The sequence below is a fragment of the Streptomyces sp. NPDC058295 genome (genome assembly GCF_042880655.1).
Classification (GTDB): Bacteria; Actinomycetota; Actinomycetes; order Streptomycetales; family Streptomycetaceae; genus Streptomyces; species Streptomyces coriariae.
Genome location: NZ_JBHVYO010000059.1, coordinates 23,196 through 46,705, shown reverse-complemented (window position 1 = coordinate 46,705; position 23,510 = coordinate 23,196). Strand labels below are relative to the sequence as shown.

The 23,510-nt window shown below is 71.0% G+C and carries 19 protein-coding genes; 6 read left to right on the top strand and 13 right to left on the bottom strand.

Annotated features, from left to right (window positions below; translation table 11 throughout):
- Positions 1–52: 52 nt before the first annotated feature.
- Positions 53–607, bottom strand: coding sequence for a YbjN domain-containing protein (locus ACFVYS_RS38335; protein ID WP_389509757.1), 555 nt, complete (start codon positions 605–607; stop codon positions 53–55).
- A 142-nt stretch (positions 608–749) separates the two neighbouring features.
- On the opposite strand from ACFVYS_RS38335, the gene ACFVYS_RS38330 reads away from it, so the two are divergent.
- On the top strand, positions 750–1,265 hold the full coding sequence (locus ACFVYS_RS38330) for a hypothetical protein (protein ID WP_389509755.1): 516 nt from the start codon (positions 750–752) through the stop codon (positions 1,263–1,265).
- A gap of 27 nt (positions 1,266–1,292) precedes the next feature.
- Here ACFVYS_RS38330 and clpB read toward each other — a convergent pair whose 3' ends face one another.
- Positions 1,293–3,896 (bottom strand): ATP-dependent chaperone ClpB, encoded by a 2,604-nt coding sequence (clpB, locus tag ACFVYS_RS38325; RefSeq protein ID WP_389509753.1) that lies wholly within the window; start codon positions 3,894–3,896, stop codon positions 1,293–1,295.
- Positions 3,897–4,017: 121 nt separating this feature from the next.
- Between clpB and ACFVYS_RS38320 the strand changes: the two genes are divergently transcribed.
- On the top strand, positions 4,018–4,431 hold the full coding sequence (locus ACFVYS_RS38320) for a pyridoxamine 5'-phosphate oxidase family protein (protein WP_389509751.1): 414 nt from the start codon (positions 4,018–4,020) through the stop codon (positions 4,429–4,431).
- A 172-nt stretch (positions 4,432–4,603) separates the two neighbouring features.
- Here ACFVYS_RS38320 and ACFVYS_RS38315 read toward each other — a convergent pair whose 3' ends face one another.
- A complete protein-coding gene (locus ACFVYS_RS38315) occupies positions 4,604–4,939 on the bottom strand; it encodes a hypothetical protein (RefSeq protein ID WP_054241900.1) in 336 nt (111 codons plus the stop codon).
- A gap of 390 nt (positions 4,940–5,329) precedes the next feature.
- Here ACFVYS_RS38315 and ACFVYS_RS38310 point away from each other — a divergent pair, with 390 nt between their 5' ends.
- Positions 5,330–6,313: a helix-turn-helix transcriptional regulator gene (locus ACFVYS_RS38310; RefSeq protein ID WP_355702571.1), complete on the top strand. Its 984-nt coding sequence runs from the start codon at positions 5,330–5,332 to the stop codon at positions 6,311–6,313.
- Between the two features lie 132 nt (positions 6,314–6,445).
- Complete coding sequence (locus tag ACFVYS_RS38305) at positions 6,446–7,510, top strand: helix-turn-helix transcriptional regulator (RefSeq protein ID WP_389509749.1); 1,065 nt, start codon at positions 6,446–6,448, stop codon at positions 7,508–7,510.
- On the opposite strand, the gene ACFVYS_RS38300 is transcribed toward ACFVYS_RS38305, so the two are convergent.
- The gene (locus tag ACFVYS_RS38300) at positions 7,401–8,513 is read right to left on the bottom strand and encodes a LuxR C-terminal-related transcriptional regulator (protein ID WP_389509747.1); all 1,113 of its coding nucleotides are present in this window, start codon (positions 8,511–8,513) and stop codon (positions 7,401–7,403) included. The genes ACFVYS_RS38305 and ACFVYS_RS38300 overlap by 110 nt on opposite strands.
- Before the next feature lie 814 nt (positions 8,514–9,327).
- Positions 9,328–10,437 (bottom strand): sugar ABC transporter substrate-binding protein, encoded by a 1,110-nt coding sequence (locus tag ACFVYS_RS38295; RefSeq protein ID WP_389509745.1) that lies wholly within the window; start codon positions 10,435–10,437, stop codon positions 9,328–9,330.
- A 711-nt stretch (positions 10,438–11,148) separates the two neighbouring features.
- Between ACFVYS_RS38295 and ACFVYS_RS38290 the strand changes: the two genes are divergently transcribed.
- On the top strand, positions 11,149–12,435 hold the full coding sequence (locus ACFVYS_RS38290) for a hypothetical protein (RefSeq protein WP_389509743.1): 1,287 nt from the start codon (positions 11,149–11,151) through the stop codon (positions 12,433–12,435).
- Positions 12,436–12,543: 108 nt separating this feature from the next.
- Here ACFVYS_RS38290 and ACFVYS_RS38285 read toward each other — a convergent pair whose 3' ends face one another.
- The 8 genes from ACFVYS_RS38285 to ACFVYS_RS38250 all read right to left on the bottom strand — a co-directional run bounded on the left by ACFVYS_RS38285 (position 12,544) and on the right by ACFVYS_RS38250 (position 21,485).
- Entirely contained in the window at positions 12,544–14,274 is a 1,731-nt protein-coding gene (locus ACFVYS_RS38285; protein WP_389509741.1) for a type IV secretory system conjugative DNA transfer family protein, read from the bottom strand.
- 101 nt (positions 14,275–14,375) lie between these two features.
- Positions 14,376–15,809 carry a PQQ-binding-like beta-propeller repeat protein gene (locus ACFVYS_RS38280; RefSeq protein ID WP_389509739.1) on the bottom strand — a complete coding sequence of 478 codons (1,434 nt, stop codon included), beginning with the start codon at positions 15,807–15,809 and terminating at the stop codon, positions 14,376–14,378.
- Positions 15,810–15,817: 8 nt separating this feature from the next.
- On the bottom strand, positions 15,818–17,935 hold the full coding sequence (locus ACFVYS_RS38275; RefSeq protein ID WP_389509737.1) for a peptidoglycan DD-metalloendopeptidase family protein: 2,118 nt from the start codon (positions 17,933–17,935) through the stop codon (positions 15,818–15,820).
- Positions 17,936–17,941: 6 nt separating this feature from the next.
- On the bottom strand, positions 17,942–18,622 hold the full coding sequence (locus ACFVYS_RS38270) for a hypothetical protein (protein ID WP_389509735.1): 681 nt from the start codon (positions 18,620–18,622) through the stop codon (positions 17,942–17,944).
- Between the two features lie 164 nt (positions 18,623–18,786).
- On the bottom strand, positions 18,787–19,149 hold the full coding sequence (locus ACFVYS_RS38265) for a DUF4913 domain-containing protein (protein ID WP_389509733.1): 363 nt from the start codon (positions 19,147–19,149) through the stop codon (positions 18,787–18,789).
- On the bottom strand, positions 19,146–20,105 hold the full coding sequence (locus ACFVYS_RS38260; protein WP_389509731.1) for a hypothetical protein: 960 nt from the start codon (positions 20,103–20,105) through the stop codon (positions 19,146–19,148). The genes ACFVYS_RS38265 and ACFVYS_RS38260 overlap by 4 nt, the downstream gene beginning before the upstream one ends.
- An 86-nt stretch (positions 20,106–20,191) precedes the next feature.
- Entirely contained in the window at positions 20,192–20,818 is a 627-nt protein-coding gene (locus tag ACFVYS_RS38255; protein WP_389509729.1) for a hypothetical protein, read from the bottom strand.
- Positions 20,819–20,870: 52 nt separating this feature from the next.
- Positions 20,871–21,485: a hypothetical protein gene (locus tag ACFVYS_RS38250; protein ID WP_389509727.1), complete on the bottom strand. Its 615-nt coding sequence runs from the start codon at positions 21,483–21,485 to the stop codon at positions 20,871–20,873.
- A gap of 334 nt (positions 21,486–21,819) precedes the next feature.
- Here ACFVYS_RS38250 and ACFVYS_RS38245 point away from each other — a divergent pair, with 334 nt between their 5' ends.
- Entirely contained in the window at positions 21,820–23,508 is a 1,689-nt protein-coding gene (locus ACFVYS_RS38245) for a conjugal transfer protein (protein WP_389509725.1), read from the top strand.
- The last annotated feature ends 2 nt before the right edge of the window (positions 23,509–23,510 follow it).

Sequence of the window (23,510 nt, the reverse complement as noted above, 5' to 3'; positions counted from 1 at the left end):
CCCGTCCACAGGCTGTGGACGGGCGCCCGCTCGGCGTACAGGGGTTGCGGACCTAGTTGGAGCCCTCGGCGCCCTCGGCGCCGTCCTCGGGCTTCTCGTCGGCGTCGTTGACCGCCGACTCCAGGCCCAGCTGCTCCACGAGCCACTTGTCGAACTCGATCGCCGCCCGCACCCAGCTCACCGTCGAGGAGACGAAGAGCTCGATGTTCACACCGGCGCCGATCAGCAGCTGCGCCTCGCCGATGAGGCGGACGGTGCCGTCGTCGTGGGTGTGGGTGTAGACCTTCGGCCACAGGGTGCGGCGGTTCCAGTCGTCGATCGACTCGAGCAGCGCCACCTTGTCGTCGATCTTGTGGGGCCGGTCGTAGAACGTCCGCACCGAGTAGACCGCCTGGTCACCCTCGCCGCGGAACATGAAGTACGTACGGAACTCCTCCCACGGCGCCGCGAGGTCACCCTCGTCGTCGACGACGTACTTCAGCTCCATCTGGTCGAGGAGCTGCTTCACGAGATCCTGATCCGGGACGACGGGGCCCGCCGGTCCACCCTGGGGCTGCGGCTCTGGCTGGCCCCCGAAGTTCGGAATCGAGGACGGGTCGATGCTCACCGTGTTTTTCCCTTCGTACGGATCCCGCCATCCTCCCCCATGCGGGGAGGGGGGTGGCAAGCCCAGCACGGGCCTGTCAGCCCTGAGCTGACATGATCCGGCCTGTTGCGCGAAGGCGCGGTGACAGGTGGAGGGGATTCGCATGGCGAACGGGCGAAGCGCGGCCGGTGTGTCGGCGGGGCCGGGGCCACGGGGCCGGACCAGGTGGGGCGTGGTGGCGGCCATCCTGGCCCTGCCGGTGCTGCTGGTGGGCGGGCTGCTGGTGCTGTTCGCGGTCTGGGTACTGACCGACGACGAGGAGGTGGACGGCACCCGGCTGAAGAAGGTGCCCTGTGCCGAGGCGCTGGCGTTCGGCGGGGCCGAGCTGCCGACCGGCGCCGAGGACGCCGCGTGCACGGTGCAGTCCTGGCTGGACACGAACTACCAGGCCGACTTCCGGATGCCGCGCGCGGGCTTCGACGCCTGGCTGGCCGACACCTACCCGGAGGCGCCCGAGCCGGGCGGCCCGGGAACCCAGGCCTGTGTGCACGGCTCGGACTACTGCTTCCAGCTCGACGTCACCGACCGCCCCGGGACGGACGCCTACTACGTCGACGTGAACGTGACGCACGTGAACGCCGAGACCGTACGGGTGCGGTACTCGGCGTTCACGACGTGAGATGAGCCGGGGGCTGGGGGCGCGGGGCTACAGCGTCTTGCCGGTCGCCGGGCCCACGATCAGGCCCTCGCCCTCGCCGAAGGTGTCCACCCGGACCGTGTCGCCGTCCTTGATCTCGCCGGCCAGGATCTCCTTGGCGAGACGGTCGCCGATGGCCGTCTGGACCAGGCGGCGCAGCGGGCGGGCGCCGTACGCCGGGTCGTTGCCCTCGTCGGCGAGCCAGGCCAGGGCCGCGTCGGTGACCTCCAGGGTGAGGCGGCGTTCGGCGAGCCGCTTGGCCAGGCGGTCGATCTGGAGGCGGGCGATCCGCTCCAGCTCCGCCTTGTTCAGGGCCGAGAAGACGACCAGGTCGTCGAGCCGGTTGAGGAACTCCGGCTTGAACGAGGCCCTCACCACCTCCAGGACCTGTTCCTTCTTCTCCGCCTCGGTGGTCACCGGGTCGACCAGGTACTGGCTGCCCAGGTTCGACGTCAGCACCAGGATGGTGTTGCGGAAGTCGACCGTGCGGCCCTGGCCGTCGGTCAGCCGGCCGTCGTCCAGGACCTGGAGCAGGACGTCGAAGACCTCCGGGTGCGCCTTCTCCACCTCGTCGAGCAGGACCACGCTGTACGGGCGCCTGCGCACCGCCTCCGTGAGCTGGCCGCCCTCCTCGTAGCCGATGTAGCCGGGGGGCGCGCCTACCAGGCGGGCGACGCTGTGCTTCTCGCCGTACTCCGACATGTCGATGCGGATCATGGCCCGCTCGTCGTCGAAGAGGAAGTCGGCGAGGGCCTTGGCCAGCTCGGTCTTGCCGACGCCGGTCGGGCCGAGGAAGAGGAAGGAGCCGGTGGGGCGGTCGGGGTCGGCGATGCCCGCGCGGGAGCGGCGTACGGCGTCGGAGACGGCCTGCACCGCCTCCGCCTGGCCGATGAGACGGCGGCCGAGCTCCTCCTCCATGCGCAGCAGCTTCTGCGTCTCGCCCTCCAGGAGGCGGCCCGCGGGGATGCCGGTCCAGGAGGCGACGACGTCGGCGATGTCGTCCGAGCCGACCTCCTCCTTGACCATGGTGTCCTTCGCGGCCTCCTCCTCGGCCTCGGACGCGGCCTCCAGGTCGCGCTCCAGGGTCGGGATCTCCCCGTACAGCAGCTTGCTGGCGGTGTCGAAGTCGCCGTCGCGCTGGGCACGCTCGGCCTGGCCGCGCAGTTCGTCGAGCTTCTCCTTCAGCGCGCCGACCCGGTTGAGGGACTGCTTCTCCTTCTCCCAGCGGGCGGTGAGCAGGCGCAGCTCCTCCTCCCGGTCGGCGAGGTCGCGGCGCAGCTTCTCCAGCCGCTCTCGGGAGGCGGCGTCCGTCTCCTTGCTGAGCGCCAGCTCCTCCATCTTGAGCCGGTCCACGGACCGCTGGAGCTCGTCGATCTCGACCGGCGAGGAGTCGATCTCCATGCGCAGGCGGGAGGCCGCCTCGTCGACCAGGTCGATGGCCTTGTCGGGCAGGAAGCGGGAGGTGATGTACCGGTCGGAGAGGGTCGCGGCGGCGACCAGGGCAGCGTCCGCGATCTGCACCTTGTGGTGGGCCTCGTAGCGGCCTTTCAGACCGCGCAGGATCGCGATGGTGTCCTCGACCGACGGCTCCGCCACCAGCACCTGCTGGAAGCGGCGCTCCAAGGCCGGGTCCTTCTCGATCCGCTCCCGGTACTCGTCGAGCGTCGTCGCGCCGACCATGCGCAGCTCACCGCGCGCGAGCATCGGCTTGAGCATGTTGCCGGCGTCCATCGCGGAGTCGCCGCCGGCGCCCGCGCCGACGACCGTGTGCAGCTCGTCGATGAAGGTGATGATCTGCCCGTCGGAGCCCTTGATCTCGGCGAGGACGGTCTTCAGCCGCTCCTCGAACTCGCCCCGGTACTTGGCGCCCGCGACCATCGCGCCGAGGTCGAGCGCGACGAGCCGCTTGTTCCTGAGGGACTCGGGCACATCGCCCTTGACGATCCGCTGGGCGAGCCCCTCGACGACGGCGGTCTTGCCGACGCCGGGCTCGCCGATGAGGACGGGGTTGTTCTTCGTGCGCCGGGAGAGGACCTGCACGACGCGCCGGATCTCCTGGTCCCGCCCGATGACCGGGTCGAGCTTGCCCTCGCGGGCGGCGGCGGTGAAGTCCGTCCCGAACTTCTCCAGGGCCTTGTACTGCCCCTCGGGGTCGGCGCTGGTCACCCGGCGCCCGCCGCGGGACTTCTGGAAGGCCTCCTGGAGCTTCTTGGGGGTCGCTCCCTGCCGGGCCAGCACGTCACCGGCCTGTCCGCCCTTGGCGGCGATGCCGATGAGCAGGTGCTCGGTCGACAGGTACTCGTCCCCCAGGTCGCGGGCCCGGCTCTGCGCGTCGGCGATGACGGCGAGCAGCTCGCGGTTGGGCTGCGGGGGCGCGACGGTGGACCCGGTCACGCTGGGCAGCGCGCCGAGCACCTTCTCGGTCCCGGCCCGCACGGCCGCCTGGTCCGCGTCGACGGCGGCGAGGAGATCGACGATGTTGTCGTTCTCCTGCCCCTGGAGCAGAGCGAGCAGCAGATGGGCGGGGATGAGGTCGGCGTGTCCCTGGGACACGGCCCTGTTGCTGGCCGCGTTGATCGCGTCCCGGCTCCGGTTGGTCAGCTCGGCGTCCACGTTCGCTTTCTCCTCCTGGCGTCAGCAGTCTCCCGTGTCTGACTCAGTCAGCGTACACAAAGTTGAGTCTATTCCGCTCAAGGTGTGCACGGGAGTCCCGGAAGGGGTTAGGTTCCGGCCCATGGCCGCATACCCCCAGGACCCGGGCGCCCCGGACGCGCCGTATCTCGCCTTCTGGCGCGAACGACACCTGTGCACCCTGACCACACCACGTCCGGACGGCAGCCCGCACGTGGTTCCGGTCGGAGTGACATACGAACCCGGGGCCCGGCTCGCTCGGGTCATCGCCGACAAGCGCAGCACCAAGATCGGCAACGTCCTGGCGGCGGGGCCGGGCGGCGCTCTGGTCGCGGTGTGCCAGGTGGACGGCAAACGCTGGGCCACCCTGGAGGGCAGGGCGTTCGTGCGCGGGGAGCCGGACCGGGTCGCGGAGGCGGAGCGCCGGTACGCCGAGCGCTACGGGCGCACGCCGAGCCCGAACCCCGCGCGCGTGGTGATCGAGATCGAGCTGACCCGGGCGATGGGTCGCGGCTGACGCGGGTGGGGCGGATGACCAGATCCGTCCACGTCGTTTTTCGGCCAACGCTCAAGCGGGTGCATGTGCGGAAATTTCTCCGCAAATTACAGCGGCGTCACCGTGTTCAGGTCACGGTGACGCCGCTGCGGGGGGAAGCGCCTGAGCGATCTGTTACGACGGGGGAATCGCGTCAGGCACTGCGGGGGGTGGCTGAGATGGTCTTCAGGGGCGGGGTCTCGGGCTCGACGAGCCTGTGGTCCCGCTGGTCCAGGTTCACAAAGATCATTCCGTAACGAATGGCGCACCGCACGGGCTGCGGCGCCCCCCGGGGCTTGCGCAGGCACCGGTAGGCCCGTACGTCCTCGTCCTCGTCGCGCGTCACGACCACCGGCTCGCCGAACACCGTCACCATCAACGAGTCACCACTGTGGGGGATGGCGGTGACCAGGTCGATGAAGTGCCAGCCGGAGCGGTAGGCGGTGGCCATTTCGCGACGGAAGGAGCGGTCGTCGGGTGGAGTGGTCATGACTCGGCGACCCACGTGCTGTCGCTGGGAGCGACCCAAGTACTGTCACCCGGCACGTCTGCCGCCGTGATCACCCACGTGCTGTCGCGGGGCGCGACCCACGTACTGTCCGCGGGCGCCGCGACGGTCTCGGTACCCGTGCTCCAGGTACTGTCGCGCGCCGTGTCACCCGTCGTTCCCGCAAGGCCACTCAGCGCCCCGAAGGCCAAGGCGGCGGAGAAGGCGGCGGCAAGCGCCGAGCGAAGCATTCTCTTATGCATAGTCGGCTTCGTCCTCATTTGAAGGTCACCTCTCCCCCGTCCACTACGACGATGGCCCATTCGGGCACGTCATGGCCACACAATCGATGCATCATGTTCCTGCACGTTCAGGACCCTGGGGGGTGGAGATTTGACGAAAAATGAGACAAAGCAGACACATCCTCATGCGTCGACTGAGCTGTGCGAGGAAGGTCGCCGTCTCTATGGGAACGCTCTTCGGACGGGCCGCATAGCCCGTGCGGACGTGGAGCCTGCTCCGTGTCTGATGGAGTTCGCCCTGCTCCACGCGGACCCGGACGACGCGAACTGGCTACGTCCGGTGCCCCCGTCGATCGCCCTGTCCCAGCTGCTCAACCCGATCGAGCGCGAGATCACCCAGCGCAGACGGCTGTCGGTCGAACTCGCCGACGCTTTCGAGCCGTTCATGACCCTCAGCGCCCAGCCGACGCCTACCACACACTCGATCACGGTGCTGGAGGGCATCGACCGGATCAACGCGGCACTCGATCTGGCCACCTCCCAGTGCCAGACCGAGATGCTCACCGTCCAGCCGAGCCGCCGGCGCCTCGAACACACCCTCGTACAGGGCCTCGAGCGGGACAGACCGCTGATCGATCGCGGCTGCCGGATCCGGACCCTCTACCAGCACACGGCCCGGTACAGCCCCGAGACGCTCGGCTACGTCTCCCAGTTCACCGACGGCAAGGTGGAGTACCGCACCATCGACGAACTCGTGGAGCGGCTGATCATCTGCGACGAGACCGTCGCCTTCATCCCGACCCGGGACGACGGACAGGTCGCCCTCGAACTCCGGCACCCGGGGCTCGTCCGCTACCTGATCAAGGTCTTCGAGTTCATGTGGGGCCGCGCGGTCCCGCTGGCCACCGGGGCCCCCTACGAGACCGCCCCCGACGGCATCACGGACATCCAGCACTCCATCGCCAAGCTCCTCGTCGAGGGGCATGTCGACGAGGCCATAGCCCGCCGTCTGGGCATGAACGTACGCACCTGCCGAGCCCACATAGCGAAACTCGCCACGGCTCTGGGCAGCGGCAGCCGCGCCCAACTCGGCTTCCTCATAGCCCAGTCGGGGCTCCTCAAACAGGAACCCTGACCCTGCGGGCGGGCCCGGGACCGAGAACCGGGACCGGCACGCCCGCCGTACCGCCGTCCACCCGACTGCCCGGCCGCCGAACTCCCCCCGCCGTCCGCCGTCCGCCGTCCTCGAACAGGAGAGAGATTCGCAGTGAACGCGCCGCCGCACCCCCACCACGGCGTGGAGAACCTGTGCGCCGCCGGCACGAACCTCTACGAGACGGCCCTGCACGACGGGCGGATCAAGGCCGAGGAGGCCGAGACGGCGGCCCCCTGTCTGCTGTCCTTCGGCCTGCTGCACCCGGTCCTGGACGACCCGGACCAGCTCGAACCCGTCTCCCCGGCCCTGGCCCTGCACCGGCTGCTGCGCGCCTCGGGCACCCGCATCGCCGACGAACGGCGCCGCGAGGAACGACTGGCGACCCTCTTCGAACCCCTGATGCGGATCACCGGCAGCCGCACCGCCGCCGCCGACCCCGCCTCCCTGCGGCTCCTCAGCGGCACGGACCAGATCAACGGGGCCATCACCGAGGCGACCGCCGAGGCGACGGACGAACTGCTCTGCATCCAGCCCAACGTCCACTACAGCGGGCCGCGCGGCGAGGCGGCCCAGACCGTGGCCATGGCCCGCGATCAGGCCCTGCTCGACCGGGGCTGCCGCATCCGCACCCTCTACCAGCACACCCAGCGCCACCAGCCCCTCGTCCTGGCCCGCTACGAGCAGCTCCGGGGCGACGTGGCGGCCCGCACCCTCGACGAGGTCACCGACCGCCTCATCGTCATCGACGGCACGGTCGCCTTCATCCCCGCCGGCGAGGACGGCCGACTGGCCCTGGAGGTCCGCCACCCGGCCCTCCTCACGTACTTCACCATCACCTTCGACCGCCTCTGGCGGCTGGCCACGCCGATGTACCCGCAGGCGGTGCACCGCCCGTCCCTCAACGGCGTCACCCCCCGGCAGCAGGCGATCGCCGCCCTCCTCGTCGAAGGGCACACCGACGCCGTCATCGCCGACCGCCTCGGCATGAACATCCGCACCGCACGCGTCCACATCGCCAAACTCGCCACCACCCTCGGCAGCGAGAGCCGCGCCCAACTCGGCTACCTCATCGGGCAGTCGGGGATCCTTGACCGGGAACGGAACCGGAACCGGGCGCAGGAGCGGGAGCAGGAGCAGCGGCCGGGTCCGGACCGGCCCCCGGCGCCGGAAGACTGACCGAGGGCTGCTCGCCCTCCCCGGACGGCCGGTCGAGGCCGACCTGCGCGATCCGCACCCCCAACTGGGTCCGGCTGGCCGCGCCCAGGGTCTCCGAGAGCCGGGCGATGTGCGCACGGCAGGTGCGGACGCTGATGCCCAGGCGCTCGGCGATCACCGCGTCCTGGTGCCCCTCCGCCAGCAGGGCGGCGATGGACTGCTCCCGGTGGGAGATGCCCTCGATCCGGGTCTCGGGCAGCGGCGCGGTGAGCGGGATCGCCAGCCGCCACAGCCGCTCGAAGACCGTCACCAGGTAGGAGACCAGGGCCGGGTGGCGCAGCTCCAGGGCCATGGTGCGGTCGGTGTTCGCCGGGATGAAGGCGACCGTGCGGTCGAAGAGGATCAGCCGGTCGATGACCTCGTCCAGCGTGCGGGCCTCCACCGCGTCGCCCATCAGCTCCAGGTAGGTCAGCAGGCCCTGGCCGTGCCGGGCCACGTGGTTGTAGATGTCCCGCATGCGCACGCCCCGGCCGCGCAGCTCCAGCGCCCGGTGCAGGCCCTCGGACAGCTCGTGCTCACGCCGGATGCCGCCGGGCTGCACGGTGAGGACCTCGGTCGTGCACGCCACGGTCGCCGCGTCCAGGGCGGCCTGGATGCGGGAGGCGCCGTCCAGGACCCGGATCGCCGCGCCCTCGCCGGCCGTCCCGCCCCGCCCAGGGCCGCCCAGGCCCGCGTACCACTCGAAGGCGGCGACCGCCGAGCCCATCCGGCGCCCGCTCGCGCTCACCTCGTCGTACAGACCGCGCAACAGCCGGGTCATGACCTCCTGCGGGGAGGTCGGCACCAGCCAGTCCATGTCGTCCGGATCGGGGTGCAGCAGGGCGAGTTCCAGGAGGCAGGGGACCGGCTCGGCGTCGGTCCGCGCCACCCGGCCGCGCCGTACGGCCCGGGAATACACGCGATCCCCGGCGTCACACAGTCGGTCGGCACCGTGTGGATGCTCCTCCGTCCCGTGCCCGGCCATCGCCCATCCCACCCCCGCCGTACGCCTCTTCCGGAGCGCAACTATGCGCGGCCTGGACCGGCTCCGCAACACGGCTGCCCCGGCCGACGCCTGGGAAAACCACCGGTCTGTTCCTGTTTCTCCCGGCCTCCTCCCCTCGCACTGCAACAAGCTGACGGTGGTGCCCGGCGCTCGCGACAAGGCATGGTGGGTTCCGCTTGCCCCCGGGTGCTCCCCACTCGGGGGAGGGCACAGCCAACCCGGCCGGACCACGGGGGAGTCCGGCCGGGCTCAGGCCACGGGCCACCACACCCGCAGTGCCCCGCAGGCACACCGAGCACCCGTGCACTCCCGGAAACGCCGGAGTGATCGCCGTGTCACGTACGCCACTTGACGTCGGCCCGCGGCGGACACGCTCGACGCCTGCGCGCCGACCGCTCCGGCCGAGCGAACCGGGTGAACTGCGGTGCGGGGCCCACCAGATGGCCCGCGCCTTCACCGGACGCGGGGTGCCCTACGCCTTCGCGGGCGAGGAACGGCCCCGGTCGCTGGACCCGGTGCCCGGGATCCTCGACGCGCCGCAATGGGATTGCCTACAACGAGGGGCCGCTCAGCGGGTCAGAGCCCCGGAGGCCTGCCTCGCCGACACCTACCCTGCCGCTCCTTCAGGGACGGTGTCGCCCCGTGGCGGCTGCTGCCGGGCCCCCCGCGCTTCCGCTCTTGGACGGGCAGCACGTCGTGCCCGTGGACGGTTGTCCCGCGCCGCTGCTCGCCGTCCCGCGGGCCGGCGCGGGCCAGGCGGGTGCTCGGGCCCGCCCGGGGTCCGCGGCTCGGATCAGAGCAGGTCGAGGGCCTGGCAGGCGGCCTTGTACTTGGCGGTGCAGATCTCGGAGACCTTGTAGATGCCGTCGGCGACGATGGTCGTCTTGATGTTGCTCTTCGTCAGCGCGACCACGGTCACCAGCTTGGCCGGGATGTCCTTGTTCGTCGGGCTGTCGACCCGGTCGCGGGTGAGGGCGTCGAACTGGATGTCGCGGCCCTGGACCTTGGCGACGGCGGCCTCGGCGGCGGCCTCGGCCTCGTTGGGGTACGGCTTGTAGACGCTCATGAACTGCTCGCCGCTGATGATGCGCTGCACGGCCGCCAACTCCGCGTCCTGGCCGGTGATCGGGGGCAGGTCACCGGAGCTGACACCCGCGGCCTTGAGGGCCTTGATGATGCCGCCGGCCATGGCGTCGTTGGCGGAGTAGACGCCGGCGATGTTGGACACGCCCAGCGCCTCGATCGCCTTCGTCATGTTGGCCTCGGCGACCTCGGGGCTCCACTTGTCGGTGTCGTACGACTTCGCCACCGTGACCCGGCCGTTGAGCTCGTTGAGCGCGCCCGCCTTGAACTGCCCGGCGTTCGGGTCGGTGGGCGAGCCGTTCACCATGACGATCTTGTCGCTGGCCTGAAGGTTGGGGATGGCCTCCGCGAGAGTGCGGCCCTGCACCTCGCCGACGAGTTCGTTGTCGAAGGAGACGTACCCGTCGATCGGCCCCTGGGCCAGGCGGTCGTACGCGATGACGGGGATGTTCGCGTCCTTGGCCTTCTGCACCGTCGACGCGATCGACTTCGAGTCGACGGCGTCCAGCAGGATGACGTCGACCTTCTCGTCGATCATCTTCTGCATCTGGGTGAGCTGCGTCTTCGCTTCCCCGGCGGCGTTCGCGTACTCGGTCCGGCCCTTGTTCTCGGTGAGCTCGGCGACCTTCTTCTTGATGATGGGGTAGTCGAAGTCCGCGTACCGGGTGTTGGTCTCCTCCGGCATCAGCACGCCCACCGTGACGTCGTTGCTCCGGGTCGGTGTCGCGCTGCTGCCGTTCTCCGAAGCCCCCAGCATTCCGCACCCGGCGAGCGACAGGGACATCGTGGAGGCGACCACAGCTATGGCGATACGACGCATTCGGGGGCTCACTTCAGGTGCGTTCGGTGCGATTCCGGACACATGGGTGTGACATCTGGACCCAGGTGTCTGAAAAGACAACGCGGCGGCGGCCATCGGCGTCAAGCGGAACTACTTAACGAAGTAGCAACATCACACTCCGCTTAGCAGGTGAAGACGCATGGAGAGCACGCGGAGACGTTGAAAAGACCTGGACAGAGAATCAGCCGACGAGTGGGCAAAAAGTCGCACGACCAAGGCTGTTCCTCGCAGGTCCACGATCACGGCGTTCCTTCTTTCCGACCGAGCGGCAGGGCACCGTCCGGCTGGAACGGACCGGCCTGGACGAGTCCTCGGCCGGGGCGGCCGGCGGGTACCGGGTCTGCCGCCGGAACCCGGCGAGTCGCGGCCGGCTGCCGCCATCAGCCCCTGACCAGTGGAATCGTTGCTTCCGGCGCTGTTGCGAAGTGGTGACGGAGCGACGATTGATCACCTGTGAATTCCGGGTGAAGATGAGTGCACCGTGAGCCGCCGGGGGGACAAGCAGTACCGGCGGGCGGTCACTCCTCCGGTTCCGTTCTCCGCCTTGTCGTCGCGCTTCTCGCTCGTCGCACCTCTGGCTCGTCGCACCTCTCGCTCGTCGCACCTCTCGCTCGTCGTGCTTCTCGTTCGTGTTCTTCGCCGCCGTCGTCACGGCGTGCCTTGCTCATTGATTCCTTGGGGGGATTCATCATGTCCGCTGGTTCCGTCGCCGCCCGCCGCATCCGCACCGTGGCCGCGACCGCCGTCGTCACCGCGGTCGCCGGCGCCGCCTTCGTCCCGGCCACCGCTGTCGCCGCCGACAAGGCGGGCGAACACGCGCTGAAGATGACGCTGGGCGCGCCCACCCCGACCGGTCCGCTCAAGCGCGGCGGGGCGACGGAGTCGATGATCCTCACGGTCGCCAACTCCTCCGACAAGGCACAGGACTTCTCGGCCTGGCTGCCGGGTACGCCGGACGGTCCGAGCCCGGTGCTGAAGGACTCCATCGTCTTCGACGTGAGCGCGGTCGACGCACCCGCGACCAAGTCGGCCGTCGGCCGCCAGGACGGCCTCTTCCAGGGGCTGTTCTTCCCGGCCACCGGGAACGCGGCGTCCACCTTCTCCATCCCGGCGAAGAGCGAGTACACCTGGAAGGTCACGGTCGGCCTCGGCGCCTCCTACCCCACCAACGACGGTGACTTCACCCTCACCGCCGGACGGCTGATCGGCGACACCGACGACGAGCCGTCCCGCAACACCCAGGTCTTCAAGATCGACCCGGCGATCACGCCCGGCAAGCTCAACGTGGCCTGGGAGCAGAAGGCGGGCGCCGTCGCCCGGCCCGGTCAGCGTGCCGAGCTGGAGCTGAACGCCACGGCCACCGGCCCCGGCGAGTTCCCCGCCGAGCTGCGGCGCACCGTGTCGGCCCAGGAGTTCCGTGAGGGCGCCGGCAACCCCGACTTCGTCCTGGAGGCCGAGGTCGGCGGCAAGATCGTGAAGCTCAAGGAGTTCAACGACAGCGAGTGGGAACTCCCCGCCATAGCCAAGGGCTTCAGCTCCTCCACGGGCACCCAGAGCGTCAAGCTGTACCTCTCCCTGGGGAAGAACAGCGACATCAAGAAGGACACCGTCGTCCCGCTGCAGGCGCTGTTCTCCATGGGCGACACCTGGGGGTTCAACGGCGCCCAGACCAAGGTGAAGGCCGGCCCGACCCTGGTCACCCCGCCGAGCGGTACGCCGTCCACGACGCCGTCGGCGTCGGCGTCCGCCTCGGCTTCGGCTTCGGCCTCCCCGTCGGCGTCCGCGTCCGTCTCCGCGGCCACCACCACGGGCGGCACGACCGGCGGCACCACGAACACCACGAGCGCCACCGGGTCGCTCGCCGCCACCGGTTCGGGCGGCGGTGCCCTCTACGGCTCCCTGGCGGCCGCCCTGCTGGCCGTCGGCGGAGCGGCGGCCTGGTTCGGCACGCGTCGCCGGCGGTCCGCGCGCGTCTGATCCGCGACGGACGAGGGGCGACGGGCGACGGAGGACGGAGGACGGACGGGGAGGGGCCCGGAGGCAGTCGCCTCCGGGCCCCTCCCCGTCCTCGGTGCCGCCGTCGGCTCAGCGCGCCCCGGGGTCGTACTTCTTCAGCGAGGCCTGCACCTCGGCGGCGTACGCGCCCTCCCACCACGGGACCGTCTCGACCAGCACCGGCTTGGTGCCGGAGGCGAGGACGAGGGCCCGGCCGGGCGGCATCGCACCGAGGTCGGAGACCTGGAGGACGCGTTCGCGGCGCGTGGACTCGCTGATCGCGCGGTTGCCGGACCAGCCGCCGAACTCCGACTCACGGCTGGTCTGGTACTCCCGCAGCTCGTACTCGCCGGCCAGCTCGCTCAGGTCACCCAGGAAGCGGGTGTCCGAGACGCCACCGCCGTAGACGCGCACGTTCGCGGCGGACCACAGCTTCTCCATGCCGCGCTCGCCCCACACCTCGATGCCCTGCGCCCAGGACTGCAGGATCGTCATCAGGATGATCCCGCGCGAGCCGTAGTGCGAGTACAGGTCGGGCAGGTTCCGCCAGCGGCACACGTTGGCCGCCTCGTCGAGGACACCGACGAGGGGCAGCGGGAGACGGCCGCCGCGCTGGGTGGTGGCGTACTCCTCGGCCGCCTCGACGACGGCCACGGTCAACGCGGTCACCAGCGGCCCGGCGGAGTCGCGACCCTCCCGGCTCAGCGAGTACAGGGTGCCGCCGCTCCGGACGAACGCGTGCGGGTCGAACTCGCCCGCGTACTCGTCGGCCGGGGGCGTGACCCACCGGTTGACCTCGGGATTGACCAGGCAGGACGCCATCTGCTGGGCGACACCGTAGATGCCGCTGCGCTGCTTGTCGGGGGCGTTGATCACGCCGGCCAGCCCGTCCGCGGACATGGCGTGGCCGGCGCCGCGCAGGATCCGCTCCGGGGCGTCGTCCTTGGGGTTGGACAGCCAGGTGTAGATCTGGGTGATCGGCGCCTTGGCGCAGGCGGCGGCCAGCAGCAGGTTGGCGAGCAGGTCCTGGCCGGCCGGGTCGAAGAAGGCGTCGGTGGAGGCGTTGGCGTCCCGCGAACCGCTGGCGAAGTGGTCGGCCATCTTGCGGGCCCTGGCCACGTCGGTGACGTACGACAGCGGGTTCCACCACCAGCTCGGCTCCTCCTGCGCGACCTGCTGCGGGTCGAACACCCACACCGGGCCGCGCGCGGTCCGCGGCCCGCGGGTCGCGTCCACGATGTCGCGCTTGTTGGAGGTGACGAGGACGGCGCCGGGCCCGTCCAGGATGGCGGGAATGGCTCGCCGGGTCGTCTTGCCGGTCCGGGGGCCCCAGATGTCGACGTGCATGTCCTCGTACGACCCGTACAGCGGCTGGCGCCCCTTGACGGACCGTCCGATGAACACGCCGGGCGTGCCCGACCGCACCCCGAGGCGCTCGGCGGTGGCGGCCGCGCCCTTCATGGTCAGCTTGCCGAGCTCCTCGCCCTTCGCGAGGTGCTGGGCGGCACCGTCCACCTTGGGCTTGTTCCTGAACCGCTCCCGCACCCGGTAGGCGGCCAGGCCGAGCAGCCCGACCACCACCGCCTCACCGGCCGCGACGGCACTGGCCGCCGAGCCCGGCCAGCTGTAGTCGCCCTTGATCACCTCGACGAGGAACGTCAGCGGGTTGGCGGGCGGCGGCGGCGCGTCGGCGTACCCGGCCCCGACCTTCGCCGCCAGCCAGGCACCGGCCCCGACGAGGAGCACGACCGCGACGGCGATGACGATCTCGAAGGTCCAGTCGTCCTCGGCGCGGGGTTTCTTCTGCTGTTCTGCGGTCACCCGCGGGTCCGTCCTTTCTGGACTGTGGACTTGCTGAGTTGTCTGGAGGGGCAGTGCCGGGGGGTGGCTGTGCCGGGAGGTGCCGACCGGGAGGGGCGGCGTCAGGCCTTCTCCGGAGCGAAGACGAAGACGCCCTCGCTCGTCGCCAGCAGGGTGTGGCCGTCGGACGTGCGCTCCAGGACCTCGACGTCGTCGTTCAGCGAGGAGTCGGGTTCCAGGCCGGAGGCCAGCACCTTCTTGGTGCGCATGTCGAGCGCCGCCAGCCCCAGGTCGCTGACGGACGCGTACAGGACGTCGCCGGTCGGCAGTGCCACCGGCTCGATGTCCTGCTCGTCCGCCTCCTGACGCCAGAGCTCGTCGCCCGTCTGCGCGTCCCAGGCGACCGCGCCTCCGCCGAACTGGGTGACGACGCTCTTTCCGTCCGCGGAGAGGACGACGACCGGCTCGTGCGCGTCGTTGGGGTCGAGGGCGGTCCTGGGGCCTTCCACGAGGGTGCGCCCCGTCCTGAGGTCGACCACCGTCAGGAGCGCGTCGTACGTGTCGTCCTTCAGTCCCCAGGCGAGCAGGCCCTTGTCCCCGGAGAGCGGGAAGAGGGAGGCGGCCGCCCGGTCGCCGTCCGGGGTCTGCGCCGCCACGGCGGCGGGCAGGGTGACGCCCTCCGTGTCCCACAGTTCCTTGCCGGTGAGCCGGTCGGAGACCTGGAGCCGGTCGCCGCTGACGTAGAACTCGGCGAGGGACGTAAGCACCCGGTAACCGAAGCCCGGGCCGATCGGCGCCTGGTCCTCCCACCGGTCCTGGACCTCGACGGTGGCTCCGCCGCCGAGCGGGGCGTAGGAGCCGCTGTCGTTCCCCTCCTTCAGCCGTACATGGCCGGCCTCGACGGTGTGGTCGGTGCCGTCCTCACCGTCGTAGGCCGAGCTGCCCAGCTTCTCGCCGGAGGGGGCGTACATGGTGTACGTCGTCCGGACCGACTCCTTCTTCAGGCCGCTCGCCGGGGTCACATCACCGTCGACGGCCAGGAGGGCGGGTGTGCCGTCCTTCCACTGGCCGAGGGTGAAGAACTCGGCGGGCACCGGATCCCGGTCGCTCGACCAGCCGTCGGTGGGGATCGTGACCTCGACCGACTTGCGTTCCCGGCCGGTGGCCGCGTCGAGGAGGCGGGCCCGGAAGAGGTACTCCTCCGGGGTGCCGCCGGTGTTGTCGGGGTACGTCGTCGCGTCCTCGGTGAGGACGACGGCGTCACCGAGCACACAGGTCTGCGAGTGATCCCCGATGACCCTGCTCGTGGCTCGCTCGACCGGGTCGCCGGGGCATCCCGAGACACCGTCCGCGGTCAGGCTCCACACGGGCTTCCGGGCCAGGCCGGGAAGGGCGGGGCCCTCGTACGCGGGGCCCTGGGCGACGGACGCGGACGCCTTGGGCGACGCCTTCCCGTCCGTCGCGCCGTCCTTCCCCGTGTCGTCGCCTCCGCCGCAGCCCGCGACCAGCCCCAGTGACACCAGGGCCCCGGTGAGAGGAAGAAGGTGACGCCTCATCTGTTGGTTCATGCTCCTGTTCCGCTGTCTGTGCCGTCGCCCTCGACCGCGTTCGTGCCCTGAGGGATCGGCACGCGGTAGACGCCGGTGATCGTGTCCTGGTAGTCCCAGTTGCTGAACTCGACGGACTTGCCCGGCCGCGGGGCGTGGATGATCTTGTGGCCCTTGGGGTCCCAGACCAGGCCCACATGGCCCGAGTGGCCCGCCTCCGGCCGGAAGAAGATGACGTCGCCGGGCTGCGCCTCGGACAGCGACACCTCGTACTTCTTGAGGTAGGGCTCCTGCGTGTAGGTCGTCGTACCGATGTTGATCTTGCCGTCGCTGGCCATGTAGTACGCCCACTGCGTGAAGCTGGAGCAGTCGAAGCTGGTGGGGTTCTCGCCCTGGAGCCGCGGGGCACCGAACACGTACGGGACCCCGATGCCGCGCTGCGCCCAGCCGAGGACCGCGCGGATCACCGGGTCGTCGGCGTCGGGCAGGACACCGGAGGCGCCGGCGCCGTCCGGGGCCACCGCGGCACCGCCGTTGTCCTCGGCGCAGTCGGCGTACTGCGCGTCCCTGCTGCTCTCATCGGATCCCGGGACGGTCCCGTAATCGGGGTTGGCGGTGACCTTGCCCTTCATCCACTCGTCCGGGTCGACCATGCCCGGGCCCTTGTCCTGGCCGCCCACGAACGGGTTGTCGACACCGGGGACGAGGACCTCCCAGTGCAGGTGGGGTCCGGTGACGTTGCCGGTCGCGCCGACCGTGCCGATCTGCTGGCCGCGCTTGACGGTCTGCCCGACGGACACCTTGATCGAGGTCTGGTGGCCGTAGAGCGTGATGACCCCGCCCGCGTGCTCGATCTTCGTCATGTTGCCGTACGAGCCGCCGGGACCGGCGTGGACGACCTTGCCGTCGGCCGGGGCGTAGATCGGGGTGCCGCTGGAGGCCACCAGGTCGAGGCCGGTGTGGTAACCGAGGCTCCACATACGGCCGTTCTGGTGGTACGGGGTACCGACCGTGTACGTGCCCTGCTTCATGGGCCACTGCCAGTCCTTGCCGGTGGTGGGCTCCTTGGCAAGGGGGAAGGACACGGTCGTCGCGTAGCCGGCGCCGACGATGTTGCTGTCGCTGTTGCCGCTGATGTCGCTGCTGTACGCGGCCAGGGACATCGCGGTCGTGCTGCCGTCACCGCTGTCGCCGTCCAGCGCCGGCGTCGACCAGGAGCGGGCCGGGGTCGTGGCGATGCTGAGCGCGGAGCCGGGCTGGGCGTTGTTGCCGACCGGTTCGGGAATGTCCGACTGCTTACCGAGGGTGGGGAAGCCGGGGTTCTTCTCGATGGTCTCCTTCAGATGCGCGTACCAGCGCTTGATGAGGTCCTGGTCGCCGGTGAGCACCCCGCGGTAGCGCGCGGCCTGGGTGAGGACGACCCGCGGGTAGATCGTGTTGGCGGCAGTGGAGCCGGAGTAGATCTGGAGTGCCTTGAAGGGAGCGGTCTCGGCCTTCTTGGCGTGCAGGAAGTTGGCGGCGGCCCAGGCCGCGTCGTCGATGTTGTACAGGTCCTTCGTGCCGTCGCCGTTGCCGTCGGCGCCGTAGTCCGTCCAGGCCGGCTTGCCGAACTGGAGGATCCCCATGTAGCCGAGGGAGTTCTTGCCGCCGGGCGCGGCCGAGGGGTCCTGGCCGTACTTGGTCTCCTGGTACATCTGCCCGGCGATGAGCGTCCAGTCGAGGCCGTCGTAGCGGGCCGCGGCGCGCATCGCGGCGAGGATCATCTTCGGCGGTATCTCGTTGCGCGCCGTCTCGCTCGGCATGTACATCTTGCCGGCCGGCATGACCGGGTTGGTGGCCGCGGCATCACCGGTGTTGCCGGCGTTGGCGTTGTCGGCGTAGTCGCCGCAGGAGGCGGCCGCGGCACCGGCGCCCACCCCGCCGATCATGCTTCCCAACAGGACCAGGACGAGGGTGCCGACCCCGGCGATGGGCAGGCAGCCGACACCGCCGGCTATCCACATCCACTTGTTGTCGTTCTTGTCGCCGCCGCCACCCTGACCGCCGCCGCGCTGGGTCGCCGCCTTGGCCGCCTTCGCGGCCTTGGCGACCTTCGCCGCCTTGCTGGCGGCGGCCAGTACCGCTGGTGCAACCATGCCGGGTCACACCCCCGAGTCGTCGGACGCGCCCACGTCACCGAGGCCGAAGACGTCGAATCCGGAGACGAGCCAGTCGCCGCTGTCCTCCTTGACCGTCACCAGCCACTGGTTGGACTCGGTCGTGGTCTGCCCGCCCGCGGTGTGCGTGGCGGTCACCGTGACCAGGGTGGACATCGAGCGGCCGCTGTCACGCACCAGGTCGTCCGAGACCAGGGCATCGCGCACCACGACGGCCTCCCCCTTGGAGGAGCACTGCTCGGCCTGGCAGGTCGCCCACTCCTTACCGGTCGGCAGCGAGGTCGCGGCCTTCATCCGGTCGTCGTTCGTGGTGAGCCGGACCAGCGGAACACTCCAGGTCGCGGCATTGCTCGAGTGGTCGTACGTGGTGAGCCCGGCCATGTACTGGACCATGGCGGCGTGCGCCTTCACGGCTTCGGAGGCCGAGACGATCGGGGCGACCGCGGTGCTCTGCGATCCGCCGCCGTCGGCTCCCTCCCCGTCCGAGCCGGCAGCGCTGCCGTCCGAGGTGGCCGTGGGCACCGCGGAGCCACCCTTGGCGTCACCGCCGTCGCCCTCGTCGTCTCCGTCGAAGACGGTGAACACGGTGAGCACGGCGATCAGGAGAAACCCGAGCACCCCCAGGGCCAAGAGCCCCGTGCGCTTGTTCTCCGCAGGCAAGTCCACGTTCCCGCGCCTCCCTTGTGCTGAGCCGGTACGGCGGGTGACCGGGACACGGTAGGGGGAGGCGGAAGCGGGGAGTCGGGGGAATTCCCGGCGAGGAAAGGAGCGGCCGGCTTCGGGAAAGTGTGCAGGGGAAGCGGGAGTGGGTGTTCCCTACGGTCCGGTACTCAGGAAGGCCGCGGATCCACCGGCAGCGGATCGAACGGGTACGCCGTGTGACCGTCCTTGGGTGAACAGGCCGCGAACGGGCCCGAGTCGGCGTCCATCAGGACCCGCAGATGCGGGTCGGCGTGGTGCAGCCACCACGTGGACATGCCGAGCGCCGGGTCCTGGCGCAGGTGTTCCCAGGCCAGCCAGAGCGCGGAGAGGCGGGCGCCGGCCTCGGGGTGCTCCCACCACTGCGGGCACCAGGTGGCCGAAGCGCCGTTGACCCGGCGGCGGATCATCTGGGCGAGGTAGTCGGAGACGAAGACGAAGACGTCCGCGAAGTAGAACTCCGGCTCCTCGGCTGCGGGTTCGGTACCGGTCATCGCTCGACTCCTGCGGGCTGCTGTTGGGAAACCGGCGGCGGCAGGGTGAGGGCCGCGGCCGGATTGAGGACCCCGTGGCCCGCCGCCGGCCCGCGCGGGGCGGCGGGACGGGCGACGGGGCGTACGTCGACGCCGGGGAGGAACGCGTTGACGGCGGCGGGCTGCGAGGTCTTCGCCCGTGCGTTCAACTCGTCGTAGGTCTCGGCCAGTCCGAGACGCCACACCGCCGCCTCCTGGCTCTCCTTCAGTCGCTCCGGCACGTCCATGGCACCCAGCTTTTGGGCGAACTGCCGGGGCGTGGACCTTCCGGGGTCGATGTCCTCCATCCGCCACTGCGAACGGAGCGTCTCGTCCCCGAGCAGGCCGTCGATCTCCGGCGGGAGTTGCCCGTGGCGTGGCATGTCGATCGGGAACTTGATGTTCTCCTTGCCGACTTCGGTATGTGCCAGCAGCCGGGGGAGTTCGTCCGCGCCGAGCACGGACTCCGCTCCGATGTCCGCGGCGAACGCCACCACCGGGCCCTGCGAGGCTTCGGCATACCGCCCCGAGACGATCTTCCACACCTGCGTGGCCACGGCTTCCACCTCGGGCAGGTTCAGCTGGTAGTCCCTAGCCAGCGCCTCCCGCACTGATCGCTCGCCGAGCCAGTAGGAGTCCAGCTTGCGCCCGGCCGGGGTGTCTTCGAGCACCTGAAGCCCCCGTGACTCCCCGCAGGCCTGGGCCAGGAAACGGTGCCCCACCTCGCGGGGCGCCCCCTCCGGCTGGGACCGCCAGGACCAGAAGGCGCGGGCCTCACCGCGGTCCGCCCGCGTCACAGGCTCGTTCGCCGCCACTCCCTCGACATACGACAGCAGGTCGGGAGCGGCCTTCTGCTTCCCCTCGGGATCCGCCGTCGCCGCCGCGACCTGCGCCTGCCAGTCCGTGTACATCCGCAGAGCGGTCTCGGATCCCTGCATCTCCGTGACGGGCCGGCGAGCCCAGTGAGCGTCTTCCAGTGCCACGGCCCGCGCTGCCTCCTCGCGCGTGGGCGGCGCCGCGTAGGTCACCGGTGCATCCCTTCACCCTCCGCGGTCCGGAACAACTTCAGCCAGATCATGGATCCGCCGGGCGCGGTCTCGGTCCAGGTCGGGAACGACACGGACTGGTCGAGGACCACGAGGGGCTGCTCCGGCCGACCGGTGGCGGGAGCCCAGTAGGCGAAGCGGTAGGGGCGTCGGGTCTTCGACCGGAAGTCCCGGCTCGGCCAGTACCTCTCGTGCGGGGGCTCCGGAAAGTCCGGGGCGTCCCAGGTACCGGACCACGAGGGCGCGCCCAGGACACCTGCGGCGGCGTTCAGGTGCTGCGTCCAGTCCTCGGCCGTGGCGGCGATGACCTGTTCGTTCTCGGTCGCGCTCACGGCCGCGAGATCCCGGGCGACGTAATCGATGTCGGTCACCGGGTTCCACCGGCCACCCGATCCGAACGTCAGCCTGCCGCCCGTGCCCGTCAGCACGCGCAGATCCCCCTCGGCGTTCTGCGGCGCCCACCCGTACCGCTCGCACCACTCACGGAACGCGGGCGAGCCGCCCTGCGGAGGCCCCGACCAGACCCACGGCCAGTCCACTGTCATCAGACCGGCCAGCTCGGCGGCGAGGTCCTGCGGCGTCCGGCCCGTTCGCTCCGTCGGCATGGGTCCCCTTCGGTGTCTCTCGGTCAGGTGATCACTCGGTCTGTCAGCGCTCTCAGGTCAGGACGATACCGAGCAGCAACAGCACCACCACGACCGCGCCCATCGCGATGCGCGCCGTCGGGTCCTCGCGTTCCCACAGGTCGTGGACGACGGCCCAGCCCGTCAGACGCGCGGCCCGACCGCTGTGGAGGTCGGAGGCGGACGCCTGCTGCTCCTCGTCCACCGCCTCCTCGTCCGGCGACGTCGGCTCGGGATCCTCGTCGAAACCGACCGGCATCCCCTGCTGCTCCTGCGCCACCAGGACCATCTGCTCGAGGAGTTCGGGAATCGTGTTCGGCGTGAGGGGATAGGCGAAGGTCCCGTACGGCGTCTGCACGCACAGGCTGGCCTGCCAGGGGTTGCCGGGCTCATAGCCGTCGACCCAGGCGTGCTCGGCCTGGAAGACCTGCGGGACCTGGGCCGGCTCGGGGACCGGTTCGGCGACGGGGGCGGAGGCAAAAGCAGGAGCCGGAGCAGGAACCGGAGCAGCAGCAGGGGCCGGGGCAGGGGCCTGCTGGACCGGCGGAGCCTGCTGGGGGGTCTCCCAGGTGCGCGGGTCGGGCTGCTCCGGGGGGTGCGGCTGCTGCGGGTACTGCGGCTGCTGCGGGTGCCCGTTGTGGTCGGTCAACTCTCGTCCTTCGCCGGGTCCGTCGGGTCCAGGGGTGGTGCCGGGTGGCGCCACCCGGCACTTCGGGCACACGCGCCCAGCGCATTCTGGGCCCAGGACGGGCCGGTACGGCACGACGCCTTCCCGGCGTGTCCCTGACACTTTTCCCGACCGGTTTCCTCATGGACGCGGCCCCGGGAATTCCCGCAGTCCCGGCGAGGAAAGCGACACCGGTCCGGTGACAGGTCTTTGTCACACTGCCAAGCGCACCTGGCCGGGCCAGGGCCCGTCGTGCGGTGCGGTCGTGAACCCGCCCAGGCGGACGGGGAACCGACTCGCTGGAGTAACCGACTCGATGACAGACCACAACAGCCCTGCTGGCGCGGTCGGCGGAGGCCAGCCTTCCGGGCAGCCCGGGTCCTTCGGTCCTTCCCAGCAGCCGCCGCAGCAGGCGTGGCAGGGGCAGGGGCAGCAGGCCCCCGCCCCGCAACAGCCGCAGCCGCTGCCCTCCGACGCGGCCCGCGCCCAGGTCGCCGCCGCCTGGGTGCGCAGCACGCCCCGGGCCGGCCAGGCCGCCGTCCCGTCGCTGCCGCCGCGTGAGACCCGGTCCCAGGGCGAGTCGAAGAAGGAGAAGCGCGAGCGCGAGCGCGCCGCGCGCAAGGCGGCGTACGAGCAGAAGAAGGCGGAGAAGGAGCAGCGCAAGCGGGGCGGCACGGCAACGTCCGCCACCGCCGCGTCGGCGCACGCGCCCACCACGGCCGCCCCGCACCCGCCCCAGCACGGCCACCAGGCCCCCGTCCACAGCTCTTCCACGATGCCGCCGAGGGCCACGGCAGCCCCGACCGCCCCGGCCGCGGGCGCCGTCACGCCAGGCGCCCTCACCCCGGGTTCCGCCGCCCCCGGCCAGGCCGCCCCGAGGCCCGCCCCCGCGCGTGACTTCGACGTGCCCAAGCCCGGCGGCCGCATCCCCGGCGGCGGGCGCCGTACGCATGTCGCGCTCCGCGCCACCCTGTTGATCACGACCTGCGTGTTCGCGCTGGGCTCGTGCGGCGTGATGGGACTGGTGATCGGCAAGTCCTCCGGCACCACCACCGCCGGGCTGGACTCGTCGGACGCCACCCGGTACCGCCTCACCGAGTTCCCCACCGAGCAGGCGGCGGCCTTCGCGGAGCAGTACGCGCAGCTCTGCATGACGTTCTCCCCTGACACCTCGTCCGCCCGCCGCACCGATCTCGCCCGCTACGCCTCCGCCGGTGTCGACCCCGACTGCGGCTGGAGCGGTGAGGGCACCAGCAAGGCCCTCTCCGTCACCTGGGACGGCACCGCCGAGAAGCTTCCGGAGTACGGCGACCACGGCCGCTACATCGGGGTCCAGGTCCGCACCGACGACGGCACGCTCACCACGCTCACCGTTCCCGTGTACGTCCAGAACCTCAAGACGGGCGAGGGCATGCGCGTCTCCGGCGACGTGGGCCAGATGCCGCTGCCGGCCGCCGCGGACGTGCCCGAGGTCGACCAGGGCGACGAGGTGGTGGACGACACCCTGTCCACGCAGCTCCAGAAGGAGGTGCTGCCGGGCTACTTCGAGGCCTGGGGCGCCTCCGACGCCACCGCCATGGCCCGCTTCCTCACGCCGGACGCGACCCTGACGGCCACCACCGGTCTGGCCGGCCGCCTGACGGGCCCGCAGATCGGCACCGTCGTCGCACTCGTCCCGGCGAGCGCCCAGGACACCAAGCCGTACGCCTACGACGCCGGACAGGCCGTCCAGGTGCGGGTGGCCGTCGACTGGACCGACGCGAAGGGCGTCGCCGTTCGCCGCGCGTACCGGATGACGATGGTCAACACGGCCCAGGGCTGGTTCGTCAAGGACGTCCGGGGCGGCGTGCTCGACGCCGAGGGCGGCCGGGCCGACGGCGACACCGACAGCGACACCGCGACGGGAACCGCCGCGCCCTCGGCCGGTGCCTCCGGATCCCCCTCCGCCTCCGCCTCCGCCTCCGCGGCCGTCCCGTCGTCCACGGCCAAGCCCGTCAAGCCCTGACC

Coding starts and splice junctions, on each gene's coding strand:
- ACFVYS_RS38330 (WP_389509755.1), top strand. CDS start 750: ATGGCGAACGGGCGAAGCGCGGCCGGTGTGTCGGCGGGGCCGGGGCCA.
- ACFVYS_RS38320 (WP_389509751.1), top strand. CDS start 4,018: ATGGCCGCATACCCCCAGGACCCGGGCGCCCCGGACGCGCCGTATCTC.
- ACFVYS_RS38315 (WP_054241900.1), bottom strand. CDS start 4,939: ATGACCACTCCACCCGACGACCGCTCCTTCCGTCGCGAAATGGCCACC.
- ACFVYS_RS38300 (WP_389509747.1), bottom strand. CDS start 8,513: ATGGCCGGGCACGGGACGGAGGAGCATCCACACGGTGCCGACCGACTG.
- ACFVYS_RS38295 (WP_389509745.1), bottom strand. CDS start 10,437: ATGCGTCGTATCGCCATAGCTGTGGTCGCCTCCACGATGTCCCTGTCG.
- ACFVYS_RS38290 (WP_389509743.1), top strand. CDS start 11,149: ATGTCCGCTGGTTCCGTCGCCGCCCGCCGCATCCGCACCGTGGCCGCG.
- ACFVYS_RS38280 (WP_389509739.1), bottom strand. CDS start 15,809: ATGAGGCGTCACCTTCTTCCTCTCACCGGGGCCCTGGTGTCACTGGGG.
- ACFVYS_RS38275 (WP_389509737.1), bottom strand. CDS start 17,935: ATGGTTGCACCAGCGGTACTGGCCGCCGCCAGCAAGGCGGCGAAGGTC.
- ACFVYS_RS38265 (WP_389509733.1), bottom strand. CDS start 19,149: ATGACCGGTACCGAACCCGCAGCCGAGGAGCCGGAGTTCTACTTCGCG.
- ACFVYS_RS38260 (WP_389509731.1), bottom strand. CDS start 20,105: ATGCAGGGATCCGAGACCGCTCTGCGGATGTACACGGACTGGCAGGCG.
- ACFVYS_RS38255 (WP_389509729.1), bottom strand. CDS start 20,818: ATGCCGACGGAGCGAACGGGCCGGACGCCGCAGGACCTCGCCGCCGAG.
- ACFVYS_RS38245 (WP_389509725.1), top strand. CDS start 21,820: ATGACAGACCACAACAGCCCTGCTGGCGCGGTCGGCGGAGGCCAGCCT.